General features: G+C 75.0%; 6 protein-coding genes. 4 read left to right on the top strand and 2 right to left on the bottom strand.

Going from position 1 to position 18592, the window contains the following annotated elements:
* Nucleotides 1-110 precede the first annotated feature (110 nt).
* Entirely contained in the window at nucleotides 111-1127 is a 1017-nt protein-coding gene (locus ACZ7GZ_RS18775) for a DUF8017 domain-containing protein (protein WP_471025314.1), read from the bottom strand.
* A gap of 92 nt (nucleotides 1128-1219) precedes the next feature.
* Here ACZ7GZ_RS18775 and ACZ7GZ_RS18770 point away from each other — a divergent pair, with 92 nt between their 5' ends.
* Entirely contained in the window at nucleotides 1220-1678 is a 459-nt protein-coding gene (locus ACZ7GZ_RS18770) for a DUF4442 domain-containing protein (RefSeq protein ID WP_471025312.1), read from the top strand.
* 52 nt (nucleotides 1679-1730) lie between these two features.
* Here ACZ7GZ_RS18770 and galU read toward each other — a convergent pair whose 3' ends face one another.
* Nucleotides 1731-2684, bottom strand: a complete 954-nt coding sequence (gene galU, locus ACZ7GZ_RS18765; RefSeq protein ID WP_471025310.1) for a UTP--glucose-1-phosphate uridylyltransferase GalU — start codon at nucleotides 2682-2684, stop codon at nucleotides 1731-1733.
* A gap of 289 nt (nucleotides 2685-2973) precedes the next feature.
* Here galU and ACZ7GZ_RS18760 point away from each other — a divergent pair, with 289 nt between their 5' ends.
* From ACZ7GZ_RS18760 to ACZ7GZ_RS18750, 3 genes are all read left to right on the top strand, one after another.
* A complete protein-coding gene (locus ACZ7GZ_RS18760) occupies nucleotides 2974-4983 on the top strand; it encodes an RICIN domain-containing protein (RefSeq protein ID WP_471025309.1) in 2010 nt (669 codons plus the stop codon).
* Between the two features lie 386 nt (nucleotides 4984-5369).
* The gene (locus ACZ7GZ_RS18755; protein ID WP_471025307.1) at nucleotides 5370-12965 is read left to right on the top strand and encodes an SDR family oxidoreductase; all 7596 of its coding nucleotides are present in this window, start codon (nucleotides 5370-5372) and stop codon (nucleotides 12963-12965) included.
* 2 nt (nucleotides 12966-12967) lie between these two features.
* On the top strand, nucleotides 12968-18592 hold the full coding sequence (locus tag ACZ7GZ_RS18750; RefSeq protein WP_471025305.1) for a beta-ketoacyl synthase N-terminal-like domain-containing protein: 5625 nt from the start codon (nucleotides 12968-12970) through the stop codon (nucleotides 18590-18592).

Here is an 18592-nt window from a genome sequence, read left to right as displayed (position 1 = left end):
TTTTCCTGCTCGATGGAAACGGCGTACCAAACACGCCCACGACACCCACCGCCACCTCCGCCGACGGGGGGGGGGTTCGCCCCCCCCGTCCGCCCCGCCCAACCCCACCGCTACTCGTGCGTCGGACTCCCGTGCAGCCGGACCGTGCTGAGGATCTTCAGGACGGTCGCCCTGGCGACCTCGCCCTTCACACCCGTGGCCCCGAAGAAGTTGACCGACACATAGTCGCTGGCCGAGTTCTTGAAGCCGAAGGTGAGCGCCTGGCCGTCGGTCACGCACTTGCCCTTGCGCGGAGTGTGGTGCGACTGGGCCCACGCGTAGCTGCCCTCGATGCCCGAAGCGGTCTTGAAGGGGGTGGCCTTCTTGTCCCACGAGAGGCTCTTCTTGTCCGGCATGGTGTAGGCGCCGTAGACCCACCAGGCCGGCGTGTTGATCGCGATCTCGTCCGTGTTCTTCGCGCCGCTGGCGCCCTTGGCGCCCACGGCCGCGAGCTGGGTGTCCTCGGTGCGGCCGTCCTTGTCGTCGTCGGAGGTGCACCAGGTGGGCCGGTACTCGGCGAGGCCCGACATGGTGATGCCCGTGTTGGCCTCGCCCTTCGGGAAGTCGAAAACGATAGCGACGCCCGGTTTGTCGACCTGCCAGTCCGCGGGCACGTCGTAGGCGACGCCCCACTTGGAGTTCACCACGACCCTCCAGCCGGCGATGGTCGGCTTCTCGGTCCCGGTGCCGCGCGGGTCGTCGGTCGCGGACGAGGTGGCCGACGGCTGCCCGGCCGGCTTGCTCGTGTGCTGACCGCCCTTGCCACCGGCCTCGTCGCCCTTGCCGCCGTTCGAACCGAGGACCAGGTAGCCGGTCACACCGGCGGCGACCACGACCGCCGTGGCCGCGAGGATCGCGATCAGTTTCGTGCGGCCGCCGCCCTGCGGGGTCTGCGGGACGGGTGCGGTGGGCGGCTGCTGCTGCCCCCACTGCGGCTGCTGACCGTACGGCCCGGCCGGCGGGTACTGCTGGTACCCGGGCTGCTGGTACGGGTTCGGCTGCTGGTACCCCGGCTGCTGGTACGGGTTGTGCTGCGGATTGCCCTGCGGGTTCGGCGCGCCCCCTGGCGGCTGCTGATCTGGCCACATGGCCAGTAACCCTAGTGCGGCCCGGGACACGATTCGGTCACTGGCCCTCGCCAGGGTCGTAGCGAAGCCCTACTCGTGAGTAACATAACGGCATGAGCGCAGACCAGATGTCGATCGGCGAGATGCTCGCCGCCACCGTGCCCATGGCCCGGACCCTGAACCTGGAGTTCCTGGAGACCACTGCGGACAAGGCCGTCGTGTCCCTGCCGGACCAGGGTGCCTACCACAACCACGTGGGCGGCCCGCACGCCGGTGCGATGTTCACGCTCGGGGAGTCGGCCAGCGGGGCCATCGTGCTGGCCGCCTTCGGCGACCAGCTCTCCCGTGCGGTGCCGCTCGCCGTGCGTGCCGACATCGCCTACAAGAAGCTGGCGATGGGCGCCGTCACGGCGACCGCGACGCTGGGCCGCCCGGCCGCCGACGTCGTCGCGGAACTGGACGCGGGGCAGCGCCCCGAGTTCCCGGTGGCGATCGAGATCCGGCGCGCGGACGGCGCCGTCACGGGCGAGATGACCGTCCTGTGGACGCTGCGCCCCAACCAGCAGGTCTGACCCGGCACTTGACGAGGGGGCCCCGCACGCGGGGCCCCCTCGTCCTGTCGTCTCAGGCGGCCCGGCGGCCTCCCCGAGTGGCGCTCGCGCCGTCCTCCAGTCCCGCCGTGAACTCCTTGAGCCAGTTGATGAACGCGGGGCCGAGGTCCGGACGGGCGCAGGCCAGCCGGACCACCGTACGCAGATAGTCGGCCTTGTCGCCGGTGTCGTAGCGCGGACCGTCGAAGACGACCCCGTGCACGGTGCCGCCCGCCGCGAGGTCCTGCAGGGCGTCGGTCAGCTGGATCTCGCCGCCGCGGCCCGGCGGGGTGCGCTCCAGGACGTCGAACACGGCCGGGTCGAGGACATAGCGGCCGATGACCGCGTACCGGCTCGGCGCGGTCTGCGGGGCCGGCTTCTCCACCAGCCCGGTCACCCGTACGACGCCTTCCTCGGCGGCCGGCTCCACCGCCGCGCAGCCGTAGAGGTGGATCCGTTCCGGAGGGACCTCCATCAGCGCGACCACGCTGCCCGCGTACCGCTCGCGCACCTGAAGCATGCGGCTCAGCAGGGTCTCGCGCGGGTCGATCAGATCGTCGCCCAGGAGTACCGCGAAGGGCTGGCCGCCGACGTGGCGGCGGGCGCACAGCACCGCATGGCCGAGACCGAGCGGGTCGCCCTGGCGGATGTGGTGGATGTCCGCCAGCCGCGCCGGATCGCGTACCGCGTCCAGGCGCACGGTGTCGCCCTTGGCCGCCAGTGCCTGCTCCAGTTCGAAGGCGTGGTCGAAGTGGTCCTCGATGGCCCGCTTGTGGCGGCCCGTCACCATCAGGATGTCGTCCAGGCCGGCCGCGGCCGCCTCCTCGACGACGTACTGGATGGCCGGCTTGTCGACGACCGGCAGCATCTCCTTCGGTGTGGCTTTGGTCGCGGGCAGGAACCGGGTACCGAGCCCGGCGGCCGGGACGACCGCCTTGCGGACCGTACGGGCTGGGGTGGGGGGCGCTGGGGGGTGGGGGGCGATCATGTGGGCCATGCTGGCGGACGTGGATGAGAGCGGGCCCGGAGAAACATGGGAAGCGGCTGTGGAAGGGATACCGCCGGTAACTTTCGTGGATTTCAAGGACGTTGATGTCGAGTCAATCCAACTTCTTGTTTCCTGTGAGCCGCGTGTGCGAAGGTGAGCCTTCCCGCGGGAGGGCAAAGGCAGGCGTCGAGCGCCAAGGCCGGCCCTTTAGGTATGCACCAATTCGGCACTGCTTTCCGACAGGACGGCATTTCGTGCGCGGTCCTGCGGCTGGAAAGGACATGGTTCCGTGCAGTCCCCTCACCCCCCACGCCCGCCGTACCCGCCGCTGCCCGGTTCAGCCGGGGAGTCCGACCGCAATCTCGCCGCCCTGCTCGGCGGCCCGCACCCCGCCCGCCATCACGCCGTCGCCCTGCTGCTGGGCCGCCACTGGCGGGCCGCCCGCGACTACGCCGTCGTCTGTCTGACCTCCGCCTGTCCCACGGCCCACCTCGTGGCCACCGCCGCCTTCCACGAGGTCCTCGGCCGTATGGCGGGCGGGATGGTCGGCGGCGCCCTGCGCCCGCAACTGCTCGTCGCCGTCCGCGACATCGTCCGCGCGTGGGCGGACGACGACGCGGCCTGCGCGACTCTGCCGGAATTGTGCAAACCCGCCGGCGGACGGGGACTGCGCGCGACAAAGCCCGGAACGCCGGAAAGGCGGCAACTCGCCGAACGTGCATTCCAGGCCCTTCCCGGCGCCTCGCAATGCCTTCTGTGGCACACCGAGGTCGAAGCGGAACCGATAAACATACCCGCCGGTCTGCTGGGGATCGACCATGCCACCGCGACGACCGCCCTGGAGCAGGCCCGCGAGCAATTCCGCGCCGGTTGCGCCCGCGCCCACCGGGAACTCGCGCCCTCCCGGGAATGCCGCTTCTACAACCGGCTCCTCGACGTCCCGATGCGCCGTGGCGGCGCCCTGCTGCCGGATGTGCGACAGCATCTGACGGTCTGCGCGTACTGCCGGCACGCCGCCGAGACCTTCGGGCTGTTCGACGACAGCCCCGGGCTCCTGCTCGCCGAGACCGTCCTCGGCTGGGGGGCCCGCCGCTATCTCGACTCCCGCCCGGGGTACGGCGGCGCCGAGGAGGTGCCGCCCGCAGCGGCGCCCGCACCGGCGCCCGCACCGGCGCCCGGCCAGGGGGGAGCGGGGCCCGGCGGCAGGCACCGCACCGGCACCGGCGGACGCCACCGCACCGCCCTGGCCGTCGGCGTCGGGCTGGCCGCCCTCGCGCTGCTCGCCACCGTTCTCGCGGCCAGAAGCTGGTCCGACGACAACGGTGTCCCGGCGCCCGGTGCCACCTGGGGCGCCCCGGCCGGCCGGACCACCCGACCGGGCGGCACCGGTACCCGGTCCGGCACCTCCCCCTCGGCCGCCACGGTCGGGGAAGCCGGCGAGATCGCCCACGGCAGCCTGCGCGGCCTCGCCTCGGGCCGCTGCCTCGACGTGCGCGGGAACGCCGTGCGGGCGGGTGCGGGTGTCGCGCTCGCGCCGTGCTCGTCCGCCGCCTCGCAGCAGTGGTCGTACCACGACGACGGGTTGCTGCGCAGCGCCGCCGACCCGGCGCTGTGCCTGGCGGCCGACCCCGGGACGAGGAGCGTCGTGCTGGCCGGATGCGTCGTGCACGCCGGAGAGGTGGCGTACGACTTCACCGTGCGCGGCGAGATCCTGCTCCGCCGGCCCGAGGGCCTCGCGCTCGCTGCGGGCTCCGGCGGCACCTCCGCCCCGGTCGGGCTGGCCCCGCGCGACGGTTCGCCGGAACAGCGCTGGGTGGTGGAGCCGGGTGCGGGCGGGGTAGGGCGACCCGACGCGGCGCCGGGTGCGCCTGGCGGTCCGGACGGTATCGGTGCTCCGGACGGGGCCGGGGCGGACGGGGCCGGGGACCGGCAGCCGGGGCACGCGAAGGGGGAGGCCGGCGGGGCACCGCATGGCGACACCGCGCGGGGCGGGCCGAAGAGCGCCGGGCGAGGGCCCGCGCATCCGGGCGAGGGCCGGCCGGGGGAGTCGGGAGAGGCGAACGAGACCCGGATCGCCCAGGTCCGTGCGGACCACGGCCGGCGCCGGCACCGGGCGGTGACGCCCGGCGAGGCGCTACGCGCGGTCCACGAGGTCCTTCCGGCGAACGCGGTGCGCGAGGCCCTTCCGGCGCTGCCGGTGCACCACGTTCATCCGCGGGTGCGGGTGCGTGACGCGCTGCCGCAGATCGCCGACCCGGTCGCCGCCGTTCCGACGGCCGTGGGGGCCAGGCTCCGCTGACGCGTCGCGGGCCGACCCCCCGACGCCCGGCCGCGTTCGAGCCACGGCGCCGACGGCATGCGGATTTACAGACTTCCGGTGAATGTCCCGGCGCCGGGCGGACGGGTGAGTGCGAGGTCCGACAGGCGGACACTTTGCCGGAGTTATGGGGGTGTGGCGCGTGGTCCCGGGTGGCCCCGCGCCCGCACCCGTGAGGGGAATGACCGCGTTTTCCGGTTCTTGCGCGGAATTCGTCCCGCTGGCCGAATCGATGTCACCCCGCGTGAAAAGGGCGCGACGTTATTGACCCGTGAGTAGGCCGAGGCTAGGTTCCGGTGGCCTCGCACCAGAGCGTTCCGCCGCACACACCCCCCACCGTGCTGTCTCGCCGATCGTGCCGGAGCATCATGACCTCGCCTGTGCGCGCCCACGACCTCGTCCTGTGCCTCACTCCCTTCGGAGCCCCCGATGCCGGTCTCACCGCAGCCGCCTGCGCCGCCGGCGCGCTCGGCATCCTCGACCTGGGCACCGGTGACCGAAGATCCCGGGAGGAGCTGTCGCGGCTGAGACGAGCCGCTCCGGGACCCTTCGGGGTACGGGTGACCGGCCGCTGCGTCCTGACCCCGGCCGAGGCCGGCGACGGCCCCGACACCGTGGTCCTCACCCCGGACGCCGACTGGAACCCGGCCGAACTCGCCGCGTCCTGCAGGGTGTTGGCGGAGGTCACGGACATCGGCCAGGCGCGCGCCGCCGTACGCGCCGGTGCCCGGGGACTGATCGCCCGGGGCGGCGAGAGCGGTGGCCGGGTCGGCGAGCTGAGCACCTTCGTGCTGCTGCAACAGCTGCTGCGTGACGAGGAGTCGAGCGGCGTCCCGGTCTGGGCGTGCGGCGGCATCGGGCCGCGTGCGGCGGCCGCCGCCGTGGCCGGTGGTGCCGCCGGGGTCGTCCTCGACAGCCAGCTGGCCCTGCTCGCCGAATCGGCCCTCCCCGAGACGGTCCGCTCGGTGCTGCGCTCCCTGGACGGTTCGGAGACGGTGCTGCTGGGCGGCCACCGGGTCCTACGGCGCCGGGGACCGGACGCCCCGTGGCCGCCGGCCGACGACCCGGAGGCGGTCGCGTCCCTGCTGGACGCCGGCGAGCTGCGCGGCCGGCTGCTGCCCGTGGGCCAGGACGGCTTCCTCGCCGCCCGCTTCGCCGAACGGTACGGGGACGTACGGCGGACGGTGCGGGAGGTGTCGGCGGCGGTGCACGGCACGGCCGACGGCGATCCGGCTCTCGCTCTGCGTCCCGGGTCTGCCATGACCAGGGCGCTCGGCACCCGGCTCCCCGTCGCCCAGGGGCCGATGACCCGGGTCAGCGACCAGGCGGGTTTCGCCGCCGCCGTCGCCGGGGACGGGGCGCTGCCGTTCCTGGCGCTGGCCCTCGCCGACGGCGAGCGCACCCGGTCGATGCTCACCGAGGCCCGGGCCGTGCTGGACGGGCGGCCCTGGGGCGTGGGTGTGCTCGGCTTCGCGCCCGAGGACATCCGGAACGCCCAGCTCGACGCCGTACGGGAGCTGCGGCCCACGCACGCGGTCATCGCCGGCGGACGGCCCGCGCAGGCCGAGACGCTGGAGCGGGCCGGGATCCGCACCTTCCTGCACGTGCCCTCGCCGGGACTGCTGCGGCAGTTCCTGGACGCGGGCGTGCGCCGGTTCGTGTTCGAGGGGTCCGAGTGCGGTGGGCACGTCGGACCGCGGGCTTCCTTCCCCCTGTGGGAAGCCCAACTCGCCGTCCTGGAGGACTTCCTGGCGGGGGCCGACGAAGGCACCGCACAGCGGCTGGAGGTGTTCTTCGCCGGCGGTGTCCACGACGAGCGGTCGGCGGCGATGGTCGCGGCCCTCGCCGCGCCGCTCACCGCCAGGGGCGCCGCCGTCGGCCTGCTCATGGGCACCGCCTATCTGTTCACCGAGGAGGCCGTCGCGCACGGCGCCATCCGGCCCCTCTTCCAGCGGCAGGTCCTCGCCGCCACCACCACCGCACTGCTGGAGACCGCCCCCGGCCACGCCACCCGCTGCGTTCCGAGCCCTTTCACCGGCGACTACCGCGACCGGCAGGCCGCCTTACGGGCGCGGGGCCTGCCCGACCGCGAGATCTGGGAGAGCCTGGAACGGCTCAACGTGGGCCGGCTGCGCATCGCCAGCAAGGGCGTCGAGCACGGCACCGACGGCGCGCTGACGGCCGTCGGTGAGGAACGGCAGCTCGCGGACGGGATGTTCATGGCCGGCGAGGTCGTCGTCCTGCGCACAGCGACGACCACCCTGGCGGCCCTGCACCGCTCGGTGACCGACGGCGCCGCCGACTTCCTGACCCGTCGGGCCGCGCGCCCGGAGCCGCTCACCCCGGCCGAACCCGTGCCGCCCGCCCCGCTCGACATCGCGATCGTCGGGATGGCCTGCATGTTCCCCGAGGCCCCCGACCTCCCCTCCTTCTGGGCCAACATCGTCACCGGGCGCGACGCCGTCACCGAGGTCCCGCCCGAGCGCTGGGACCCGGCCGTCCACCACACCGCCGGCAGCACGGCGTCCAAGTGGGGTGGTTTCCTGCCCCGCATCCCCTTCGACCCGCTGCGCTACGGCATCCCGCCCACGTCCCTCGGCAGCATCGAACCCGTCCAGCTGCTGTCCCTGGAGGCCGCCCGCCGGGCACTGGAGGACGCCGGATACGGCGAACAGGGAAGGGAGTTCGACCGTTCGCGGACCTCCGTGGTCTTCGGCGCCGAGGCCGGCAGCGACCTGTCCAACGCCGTCACCCTGCGCGCCGTCCTCCCCTCCTACTACGGCAAGGTCCCCGACGGCATCGAGGAGCAACTGCCCCGCCTGACCGAGGACTCCTTCCCCGGCATGCTCGCCAACGTCATCTCCGGCCGGATCGCCAACCGGCTGGACCTGGGCGGCGCCAACTTCACCGTCGACGCCGCCTGCGCGTCCTCCCTCGCCGCCCTCGACGTGGCCTGCAAGGAACTCGTCGCCGGCACCAGCGACCTCGTGCTGTGCGGCGGCGCCGACCTGCACAACGGCATCAACGACTTCGTCCTGTTCTCCTCCGTCCACGCGCTCTCGCCGACGGGACGCTCCCGCGCCTTCGACGCCTCGGCCGACGGAATCGCCCTCGGTGAGGGCGTGGCCTGCGTGGTCCTCAAACGGCTCGCGGACGCCGAACGCGCCGGCGACCGGATCTACGGCGTCGTCAAGGGCCTCGGCTCCGCCAGCGACGGCCGCTCCCTCGGCCTGACCGCACCCCGCCCCGAGGGCCAGCGGGCGGCGCTGGAGCGGGCCTACCGCAACGCCGGTGTCTCGCCCGCCGACATCGGTCTGGTCGAGGCGCACGGCACCGGCACGGTCGTCGGCGACCGCACCGAACTCACCGTACTCACCGAGGTGTTCGCCGAGGCCGGGGCGGAGACCGGCAGCTGTGCGCTCGGCTCGGTGAAGTCGCAGATCGGCCACACCAAGTGCGCCGCCGGGCTCGCCGGTCTGATCAAGACCGCCCTCGCCCTCCACACCGGGATCACCCCGCCCACCCTGCACCTGGAGCGGCCCAACCCGGCCTGGAGGGAGGACGACAGCCCGTTCGCCTTCCACACCCGCGCCCGGCCCTGGACGGCACCGCCCGCCGAACGCCTCGCCGGGGTCAGCGCGTTCGGCTTCGGCGGCACCAACTTCCACGCGGTCCTCGCGGGCCACGCCGAGGCCGTACCGCTCCGGCGGTCCCTGGACGCCTGGCCGGCCGAGCTGTTCCTCTTCCGGGGCAGGGACGCGGCGGCGGCCCACCGCCACGCCGAGGACCTCCTGCGTGCCGCCGAAACCGCCGGCCGCCCCTGGCGCCTGCGCGACCTCGCCCTCGCCGCGGCCCGCCGCGCCGACACCTCCCACGAACCGGTACGAGCCGCCATCGTGTCCCACGACACCGAGGAACTGATCGGCCAACTGCGCCGACTCCTCACCGGCGACCGCGATCCGGCCGCCGGGATCCATGTCGCGGAACCGGAAGAGGCCGGTGTCGCGGGGCGGGTGGAGGGCGGTGCCGGGGGGCTGGGCGAGGGTGAGACTGCGGGGCCGACGAGTGGGGAGGCCGTGCGGCCGGCGGAGGGCGGGACCGCCGAGCCGGTGAGTGGCGCGGTTGCGGGCCTGGGGGAGGGTGAGGTTGCCGGGCCGGCGGTGGGTGGGGTTGCGGGGCCGGAGCGTGGTCGGGTCGCGTGCCGGGTGGAAGGTGAGGCCGCGGGGCTGGCGGAGGATGAGCTTGCGGGGCTGGCGGAGGATGAGCTTGCGGGCCTGGTGAGCGGCGGGGCTGCGGGCCTGGTGAGCGGTGAGGCTGCGGGCCTGGTGAGCGGTGAGATCGCGGGCCTGGGGGAGGGTGAGCTCGCCGGGCCGGCACGGGGCGGTCCGGCTGGGTCGGTGGTGGGTGAGGTCGCCGGGTCGGCGGTGGGCAGGGTTCCGGAGCCGGCGCGTGATGGGGTCGCGGGGTCGGCGCGTGGGAAAGTCGCCTTTCTCTTCCCCGGTCAGGGCAGCCAGCGCCCCGGCATGCTCGCCGACCTCCTCGTGCACCTCCCCGAGCTGAGGCACTACCTGGACCTAGGACGCGCGTACGCCGACACCGTCCACCCGCCCGCCGCCTTCGACGACACCGCCCGCGAGCGGCGCCGGTCCGCCCTCACCGACACCCGGGCCGCGCAGCCCGCCCTCGGCATCGCGGGCCTGGCCGCCCACGCCTTCCTCACCTCGGCCGGGATCCACCCCGACCAGGCCGCCGGGCACAGCTACGGCGAGCTGGTCGCCCTCACCGCGGCCGGTGCCCTCGACCCCGAGACCCTGCTGGAGCTGAGTGCCGAGCGGGCCGGCGCGATCCTGGCGGCGGCGGGCGACGACCCGGGCACCATGGCCGCCGTCGGCGGCTCCGCCGAGACCGTCGTACGCGCCCTGCACACGGCCGGAACACCCGGCTCGGTCGTCGTCGCCAACCTCAACGCACCCGACCAGACGGTGATCTCAGGCCCGGCGGCGGAGATCGAGACGGCCGTACGGGTGCTGCGGACTGCCGGGCTCGGGGCGCGGCGCATCCCGGTGGCCTGCGCCTTCCACAGCCCGCTCGTGGCCGCGGCGGGGGAACGGTTCGCCAAGGTGCTCGCGGACAAGACGGTACGGGCGCCCGAGTTCCCCGTCTGGGCCAACCGCACCGCCGCGCCCTACCCGCAGAGCCCCGCCGGGGTGCGCGCCGAACTCGCCGCCCAGATCGGCGCCCCCGTCGCTTTCGCCGCCCAGATCGAGGCGATGTACGAGGCCGGCGCGCGCGTCTTCGTCGAGGCGGGCCCCGGCACGGTCCTCACCCGGCTGGTCGGACGGATCCTCGGCGACCGCCCGCACCGCACGGTCGCCTGCGAACCGACCGCCGACAGCGGCCTGCGCGGCTGGCTCGACACCCTCGCCCGACTCGCCGTCGCCGGACAGCCGGTGCGCACCGCCTGGCTCCTGCGCGGCCGCGACGCCGTCGACGCGCTGCGTACCCCGGCGCCGCGGCGGCCGGACTGGACGGTCGACGGACACCTCGTCCGCACCGCCGACGGAGCACTCCTGCCCGGTGCCCTCGCACCGGCCCGACGAGTCGTGGAGACGACCGTGACCACCGACCAGCCGCACGGCGCCCCGGCCGACCGGGACGCGCTCATCTCCGAATTCCTGCGCACCAGCCGGGAGATGATCGCCGCCCAGCGCGACGTCCTGCTCACCTATTTCGGCGCCACGGCCGGCGCCACACCGGCGGCGCCCGTCGCACCCGTGGCGCCACCGCAGCCGACGGCACCCGAACGGTCAGTGGCGCAAGCGCAGTCGCTCGATCCGGGCGTCGCGGAGCCGGTGGACGCAGAGCCGGTGGAGGACGTGGAGCGGGTCGTCCTGGAGATCATCAGCGAACGCACCGGCTACCCCGTCGACATGATCGAGCCCGACCTCGACCTGGAGGCGGACCTCAGCATCGACTCCATCAAGCGGGCCGAGATCGCCGGCGAACTCGCCAGACGCCTGGGCATCGCCGGCGGTCCCGACGTCCTGGCCGACGCCGAACTGGAGGAGCTGGCCAAGGCACGTACGGCGGCGGCGGTGACGGGCTGGCTGACGGCGCGGGTCGGCGCGCACACCGGTGCCGGGAGCGGGCGGGACCGGAACGGGCAGGGCGAGACACCGCCGTACGTCGCCGACGGGAGCGGCGGAGCCGAGGGGCAGGTGGGGGGTTCGTCCGGGGGTGCTGGGAGCGGGCTGCCCGAGGGGCGGGCCGGAGCGTCTCCGGGCGGCGGGAGCGGACTGGCCGAGGAGCAGGGCGGGCGGTCGTACCCGGATGCCGGGACCAGGTCGTTCGAGGGGCAGGTCGGATCGTCGTACCCGGACGCCGGGAGCGGGCTGTCCGAGGGGCGGGCCGGGGGGTCGTCTTCGGGCCTCGGGAGCGGGTGGGCCGGGAAGCGGTCCGAGCCGTCGTCCAGCCCTGCCCCCGGTGTGGCGCCCCAGCGGTACGAGCTGCGCCCCGTGTCTCTTCCGGAGACCGACCCGGCCGCCGGCCCCGCTTCCTCCCTGACCGGCCGGCGTTTCGCCCTCCTGGGGGACGGCGAGGGCGCGGCGGCCGAGGCCGCGGAGCGACTCGTGGCGCACGGTGCCGACACCGTGGTCCTCGAGCGAGGTCACCTCCTCACCGCCGCGGACGGCCCGGTCGACGGCATCGTGTACCTCGGCGCGCTGCCCGGCCCGGACCTCCCGGTGCTGCCGGACGCCTTCCCGGTGCTCCAGGCGGCGCTCGGCTGCGGCCCACGCCGGCTGCTCGCCGTCCGGGCCGCCGACCGCACCGCGGCGCTGCGGTCGGCCGGCCTGGACGGGCTGTTCCGCAGCATCGCTCGCGAGTACCCGGACCTGCTCGCACGGGTCGTCGCCGTCGCGGACACCGCCCCGGCGGCCGTCGCCGACGCCGTGCTCGCCGAGCTGCGCGCACCCGAACCGGCCCCCGTCGTGCTGCGTACGGCGGCCGGGGCCCGGCAGGGGCTCGCGCTGCTGGCCGCCCCCCTGGGCAGGCTCGCCGCAACCGGCGCCGGACCCGCCGCGGACGGTGCCGCCGAAGCCGCCGCACTCGGCCTCGACCGGGACTCGGTCGTGCTGCTCGTCGGCGGTGCCCGGGGCATCACCGCGAGGTTCGCCGCCACGCTGGCCGGCGCCTGCCGGTGCCGTCTCGAGCTGCTGGGCCGTACGCCGGCGCCCTCCGGGGCCGAGGACCCGCGCACGGCCGCCGCACGCACCCCCGTCGAGCTGCGGGCCGCCCTCGCCGCCGAGCCCGGCGCGCCCGGGCCGGCCGGGATCAACCGGGCCGCCGAACTCATCCTCGCCCAGCGGGAGATCACCACCACCCTCCGGGAACTGAGCGCGCTCGGCAGCGAGGCCCGCTACCGGGCGGTGGACTTCCGGAACCGGGACGCCGTCCTGCAGGCGGTCAAGGAGACCCACGCCGAACACGGCCGGCTCGACGGAGTCGTCTTCGCCGCCGGGGTGATCGAGGACCGGCTGATCGCCGACAAGACCCCCGAGTCCTTCCAGCGGGTGTACGGCACGAAGACGGCCGGGGCCGCCGCGCTCTTCGCCGCCCTGGACGACCTGCCCGGCGCTCCGGCGTTCACCGTGCTGTTCGGCAGCGTCGCCGCCGTCCTCGGCAACCGCGGCCAAGCCGACTACGCCGCCGCCAACGACGCTCTGGAAGCGCTCGGCGCCGACCGGGCCGCCCGGACGGGCGCCCGCACGCTGACCGTCCACTGGGGACCCTGGGCGCCGTCCGCCACGCACGGCGGCATGGTCGGCGCGGAACTCGGCCGCGCGTACGCCCGGCAGGGCATCCAGCTGATCGACCCGGACGAGGGCACCGCGGCGCTGCTGCGGGAACTCGCCTGGGGTGAACCGTCGGCCCGTGCGGTCGTCTACACCGCGTCGGGCTGGTGAACATGACGGAACGCCGGATACCCGTCGCCGTCGCCGTCGTCGGGATGGCGGTGCTGCTGCCCGGCGCCCCCGGCCTCGACGCCTACTGGCGCAACCTGCGCGACGGCGTCGACGCGATCCGTGACGTCCCCGCGGACCGTTGGGACGCCGCCTCCTACCGGCCCGGCTCGGCCGCCGGGCCGGCCGTGCCCGGCCAGGTCTACTGCCGGCGCGGCGGCTTCGTGGACGGCCTGGCCGAGGTGGACGTCACCCGGTACGGCATCATGCCCGCCTCCGTGCCCGGCACCGAGCCCGACCAGCTGATCGCCCTCGACGTGGCCGCCGCCGCGCTCGCCGACGCGGGCGGCGAGGACCGGCTCCCGGCCCGGGACCGGATCGGTGTGGTCCTGGGCCGCGGCGGCTATCTCACCCCGGGCCTGGCCCGCCTCGACCAGCGCGTCCGCACCGCCGGACAACTGACGCGCACCCTGGGGGAGCTGTTACCGCACCTGTCGACCGTCCAACTCGACCGTATCCACGCCGCGTTCACCGAACGGCTCGGCCCCGACAGCCCCGAGTCCGCGATCGGCCTGGTCCCCAACCTCGCCGCCTCCCGCATCGCCAACCGGCTCGACCTGCGCGGCCCCGCCCACACCGTGGACGCGGCGTGCGCCTCCTCCCTGGTCGCCGTGGACCAGGCGGTCACCGAACTCACCACCGGCCGCTGCGACCTGATGCTGGCCGGGGGAGTGCACCACTGCCACGACATCACCCTCTGGAGCGTCTTCGCCCAGCTGCGCGCCCTGTCGCCGACCCAGCGCATCCGCCCCTTCCACCGCGACGCCGACGGCATCCTCATCGGCGAGGGCACGGGCGTCGTCGTACTGAAGCGGCTCGCGGACGCCGAACGCGACGGCGACCGCGTGTACGCGGTGATCCGCGGCACGGGCGTGGCCAGCGACGGCCGCACGGCGGGGCTCGTCGCACCCGACCCGGGCGGGCAGGCCAGAGCCGTGCGGCAGGCCTGGCGGGCCGCCGGACTCGACCCCGCCGCACCGGACTCCGTCGGCCTCCTGGAGGCACACGGCACCGCCACCCCCGCCGGGGACACGGCCGAACTCACCACGCTCGCCGAGGTGTTCGGTCCGGGGCCGGGGTACGGGGACGACGACGCCGCGCGCCCCGTCCTCGGCTCGGTGAAGTCGATGATCGGCCACACCATGCCGGCCGCCGGGGTCGCCGGCCTGGTCAAGGCCGCCCTCGCCCTCCACCACGGCACCCTCCTGCCCACCCTGCACTGCGACACCCCGCACCCCGCGCTCGCCGCCACCCGCTTCCGCACCCTGGACCGGGCCCGCCCCTGGGAGACCGGCCCGCGGCAACCCGTCCGCCGAGCCGCCGTGAACGCCTTCGGCTTCGGCGGGATCAACGCCCATGTGGTGCTGGAGGAGGCACCGGGAAACCGTTCGGTGCCCGGAAAGGTGTGGGGCGCGGTTGCCGCGGCGGAAAGGGCTGTGCCTGCCGGTTGGGGGGCGGCGGGGGCGGTGCCTGTCGGTTGGGTCGGGGAGAGCGCTGTGGGTTCGGGTTCGGGGGCGGCGGACGCTGCGGGTGCCGGTTCGGGATCGGCGGGGGCGGTGCCTGCGGGTGCTGGTTCGGAATCGGCGGGGGCGGTGCCTGCGGGTGCGGTTCCGGCGGAGGCCACGTGTGCTCGTCCGGGGCGTGGGGAGGCGGCGTCGCCCGGGCTGTGCTCCGTGTCCGCTCCCGCCCGCGTCACCGAGCCCGAGAGGATCCTGCTGCTCGCCGCCGGCAGTGTGACGGACCTCGCCGTCGCCCTCGGCGCCGACGACTCGGCCGTCCTCGGCGCCGGTCTCGACCCTGCCCGGCCGCACACCGGCGCCGGCCCGGCCCGGCTCGGGATCGTGGACCCGACCGCCAAGCGGCTCGCCCTGGCGCGCCGCGCGGTCGCCAAGGGCCGCGCCTGGCAGGGCCGTAGCGACGTGTGGTTCCGGCCGGGCCCGCTGCTCGGGCTGGCCGCCGGCCGGCTCGCGTTCGTCTTCCCCGGCCTGGAAGGCGACTTCACGCCCCGCACCGACGACATCGCCGCCCACTTCGGCCTCACCCCGCCGCCCGGCACGGACGTCCGGGTCGGCGACGTAGGACGGCACGGCTTCGGGGTCGTCGGCGTGGGGCGCCTGCTGGACCAGGCGCTGCGCCGCATGGGGGTCGTACCGGACGCGGTCGCCGGGCACAGCGTCGGCGAGTGGACGGCCATGGTGGCGGCCGGGCTGTACGCGCCGGAGCAAGTCGACGTGTTCATGGCCGAGTTCGACCCCGACGCGGTCACCGTCCCCGGCCTCGCCTTCGCCGCCCTCGGCACGTCAGCCGCACACGTCCGGGCCGCGCTCGCCGAGTCCTGGGCGGACTCCGGGATCGTGCTCTCCCACGACAACGCGCCCCGCCAGTCCATGGTCTGCGGACCCGGCACGGCGGTCGAGGAGTTCGTGCGGTCCCTGCGCGCCCAGGGGGTCATCTGCCAGGTGCTGCCCTTCCGCTCCGGCTTCCACACGCCGATGCTGGAGCCGTACCTCGCGCCCATCAAGGAGGCCGCCGACCGCTTCCGGCTGCACCCGCCGAGCGTTCCGGTGTGGTCCGGGACGACCGCGGCGCCCTTCCCGGACGCGGAGCCGGCGGTACGCGAGTTGTTCGTACGGCACCTGCTGGAACCCGTCCGCTTCCGCGAGCTGACCGAGGCCCTCTACGCCGCCGGCCACCGCGTCTTCGTCCAGACGGGCCCCGGCCGGCTTACCTCCCTCATCGGTGACACCCTCGGCGACCGCGACCATCTGACCGTCGCCGCCAACGTGCCCGAGCGTGGGGGCATGCCCCAACTCCGCCGTGTGGCGACGGCGTTGTGGGCGGCCGGAGCGCCGGTTCCGCCAGCGGTGCCACGCCGCACTGCGGGAGCGCCGGTGTCGGCGCACCCGGCGGGGACGTCCGTCTCGTCGGCGGTGCCACCCCGCGCCGCGGCGCCCGCCCCGGCCCCCCGGCGCCCGCCCGTCCGGCTCGATCTCGGCGCCGCCTTGGTCTCGCTGAAGGGTCCGGTACTCGACGCACTCCGCGCGGAACTGCGCGTGGCGTCCCTCACCGCCGACCCGGCATCTCCGGACCGCCCGAGACCGTCCGCACAGTTCCCACCCCCAGACCGCGCGGGACCAACCGCCGCGGGCCTCACGCCGCGAGGCCACCCGGAACCGTCCGGCACGCAGCTCCCGCCCCCGGACCGTCCGGCACCAGCCGTCGCACACCGCACGCCCCCCGCCCCTCCAGGACCGACCGGCACGCCCCTGAACCCTCCGGGCATACCCAGCCTCGGCGAACTCGACGGGCTCGCCGCGCGCTTCCCGGCCGCCGCCGAGCTGGCCGCTGTGCTGCGGGACACCGCGGACACGGCGGCGCAGCTGATCAGCGCGGACCGCCGCCGCGCCCCCAACGCCGCCCCCACCCTCGCCGGCCCGACCCGCGCCGCGCCAACCCTCACCGGGACCGCCGGCGCCGCGTCAACCCGTAACGCGACCACCGGTGCCGCACCCACCCCGTCCGAGCCCACCCCCACCGAGCCCCTCGCCGCACCCGCGCTCATGGCGCCCGCCCCGACCGCCACCACCGTCCATGTCTCCCCGCACACCATGCCCCACCTCCTGGACCACTGCTTCTTCCCGCAACGCCCCGGCTGGCCGGACATCGAGGACCGCTGGCCGGTGGTCCCCGCCACCACGATCGTCCGGCACATGATGGACGCCGCGGAGACGGCGGCCCCCGGTCTGCGGGCGGTCGCCGTGCACGAGGCCCGTTTCGACCGCTGGCTCACCGCCACACCCCCCGTCGACATACAGGTCACCGTCACTCCGGCCCCCAGTCACCCGGACGGCGTCAGCCTCCCCCCGGCCCCCAGCCACCCCCACCGCGTCACCGTGGCGTTCGGCCCCACCGCCCGTGCCGTCGTCGAACTCGCCCCCGACCACCCTGCACCACCTCGGCCCAGCTCCCTCCCGGACGCCCCGGAACGCCGCCCCCAGCACACCGCGGCCCAGGTCTACCGGGAGCGCTGGATGTTCCACGGCCCCGGATTCCAGGGACTGACCGACCTCACCGCGATCGGCGAGCGGCACATCCGTGGAGTGATCACCGCGCCCGCCGCCCCCGGCGCACTGCTCGACAACGTGGGGCAGCTCCTCGGCTACTGGATCATGGCGACCCGGACCGAGCGGACCGTCGTCTTCCCCGTGCGGATGCGGCACCTGCGGTTTTACGGACCGCACCCGGCGCCCGGGACCGAGGTCGGCTGCGTGCTGCGGATCACCTCCCTCACGGACACCGTCCTGGAGGCCGACGCGGAGCTGACCGTGGGCGGACGGGTGTGGGCCGTGATCGGCGGCTGGCACGACCGCCGCTTCGACAACGACCCGACCACCCGCCCCGTCGAACGCTTCCCCGACCGCCACACCCTGTCCGCGGCCATGCCCGGCGGCTGGGTCCTGGTACACGAACGCTGGCCGGACCTCGCCTCACGCGAGCTGATCATGCGCAACTCGCTCGGTGCCGCCGAGCGCACCGAGTACGCCGCCCGCCCGCCGCGCGGGCGTCGGCAGTGGCTGCTGGGCCGGATCGCCGTCAAGGACGCCGTACGGCAGTGGCTCTGGCAGCACGGCGAGGGACCCGTCTTCCCGGCGGAACTGCGGGTCCACAACGAAGAGTCGGGGCGCCCGTACGTCACCGGGGTGCACGGCCGCGCCCTGCCCCCGCTGGACGTGTCGCTCGCCCACCGCGGCGAGGCGGGCGTGGCGATCGTCCGCCCGCACACCCCGCGGCCGGGTCCCGGCATCGACGTCGAAGAGGTCACCGAACGCGATCCGGCGACCCTCGCCACCGCACTCGGCCCGGCCGAACTGCAGCTCCTGCACGACCGCTCGGAGGACGGCCCCGACCCGCGGGCCCTGTGGTTCACCCGGTTCTGGGCCGCCAAGGAGGCGGTCGCCAAGGCCGAGGGCGTCGGATTCGGCGGCCGGCCACGGGACTTCGCGGTGCTGGAGACCACCCCGGACGGCAGCCGGCTGCTGGTCTCCGGGCGCCTGGAACGCGTCTACACCGTGCACTGCGCGGCGCTGACCAATCCGCCCGCCCTGCCGGAACGCGGCCTGGACGACCGGGCCGGGAGCCGACGACGGACACCCCCACGAAGCAGCCGAGGAGCACCCCCGATGAACCCCACGCATCCGTTCCCGACGAACCCCGCGCATCCGGCGCCGGCGCAGTCCACCGTCGACGCCGTGCTCGCCGACGTCACCGGCATGCTCCGCACGGTGCTGGCGGAGTACGGCGACGACGACGTGGTGATCGGCCTGTCCACCACCTTCAACCGCGACCTGGAACTGGAGAGCATCGACCTCGTCACCCTGGCCGGCCTGCTGGAGGAGCGGTACGGGCAGCGGGTCAACCTCGCCGAGTTCCTGGCCGGCATGGAGTTCGACGAGATCATCGAGCTGACCGTCGGCCGGCTCGTGGAGTACGTGGTGTGGAGCCTGAAGACCACGCACCCGGAGACCACCCGCCCGAAGACCGCCCACCCGAAGACCACCCAGGCGGGCTGA

The organism is Streptomyces sp. NPDC037288 (assembly GCF_055603265.1).
This window is presented reverse-complemented; position numbering and strand designations above follow the sequence as displayed.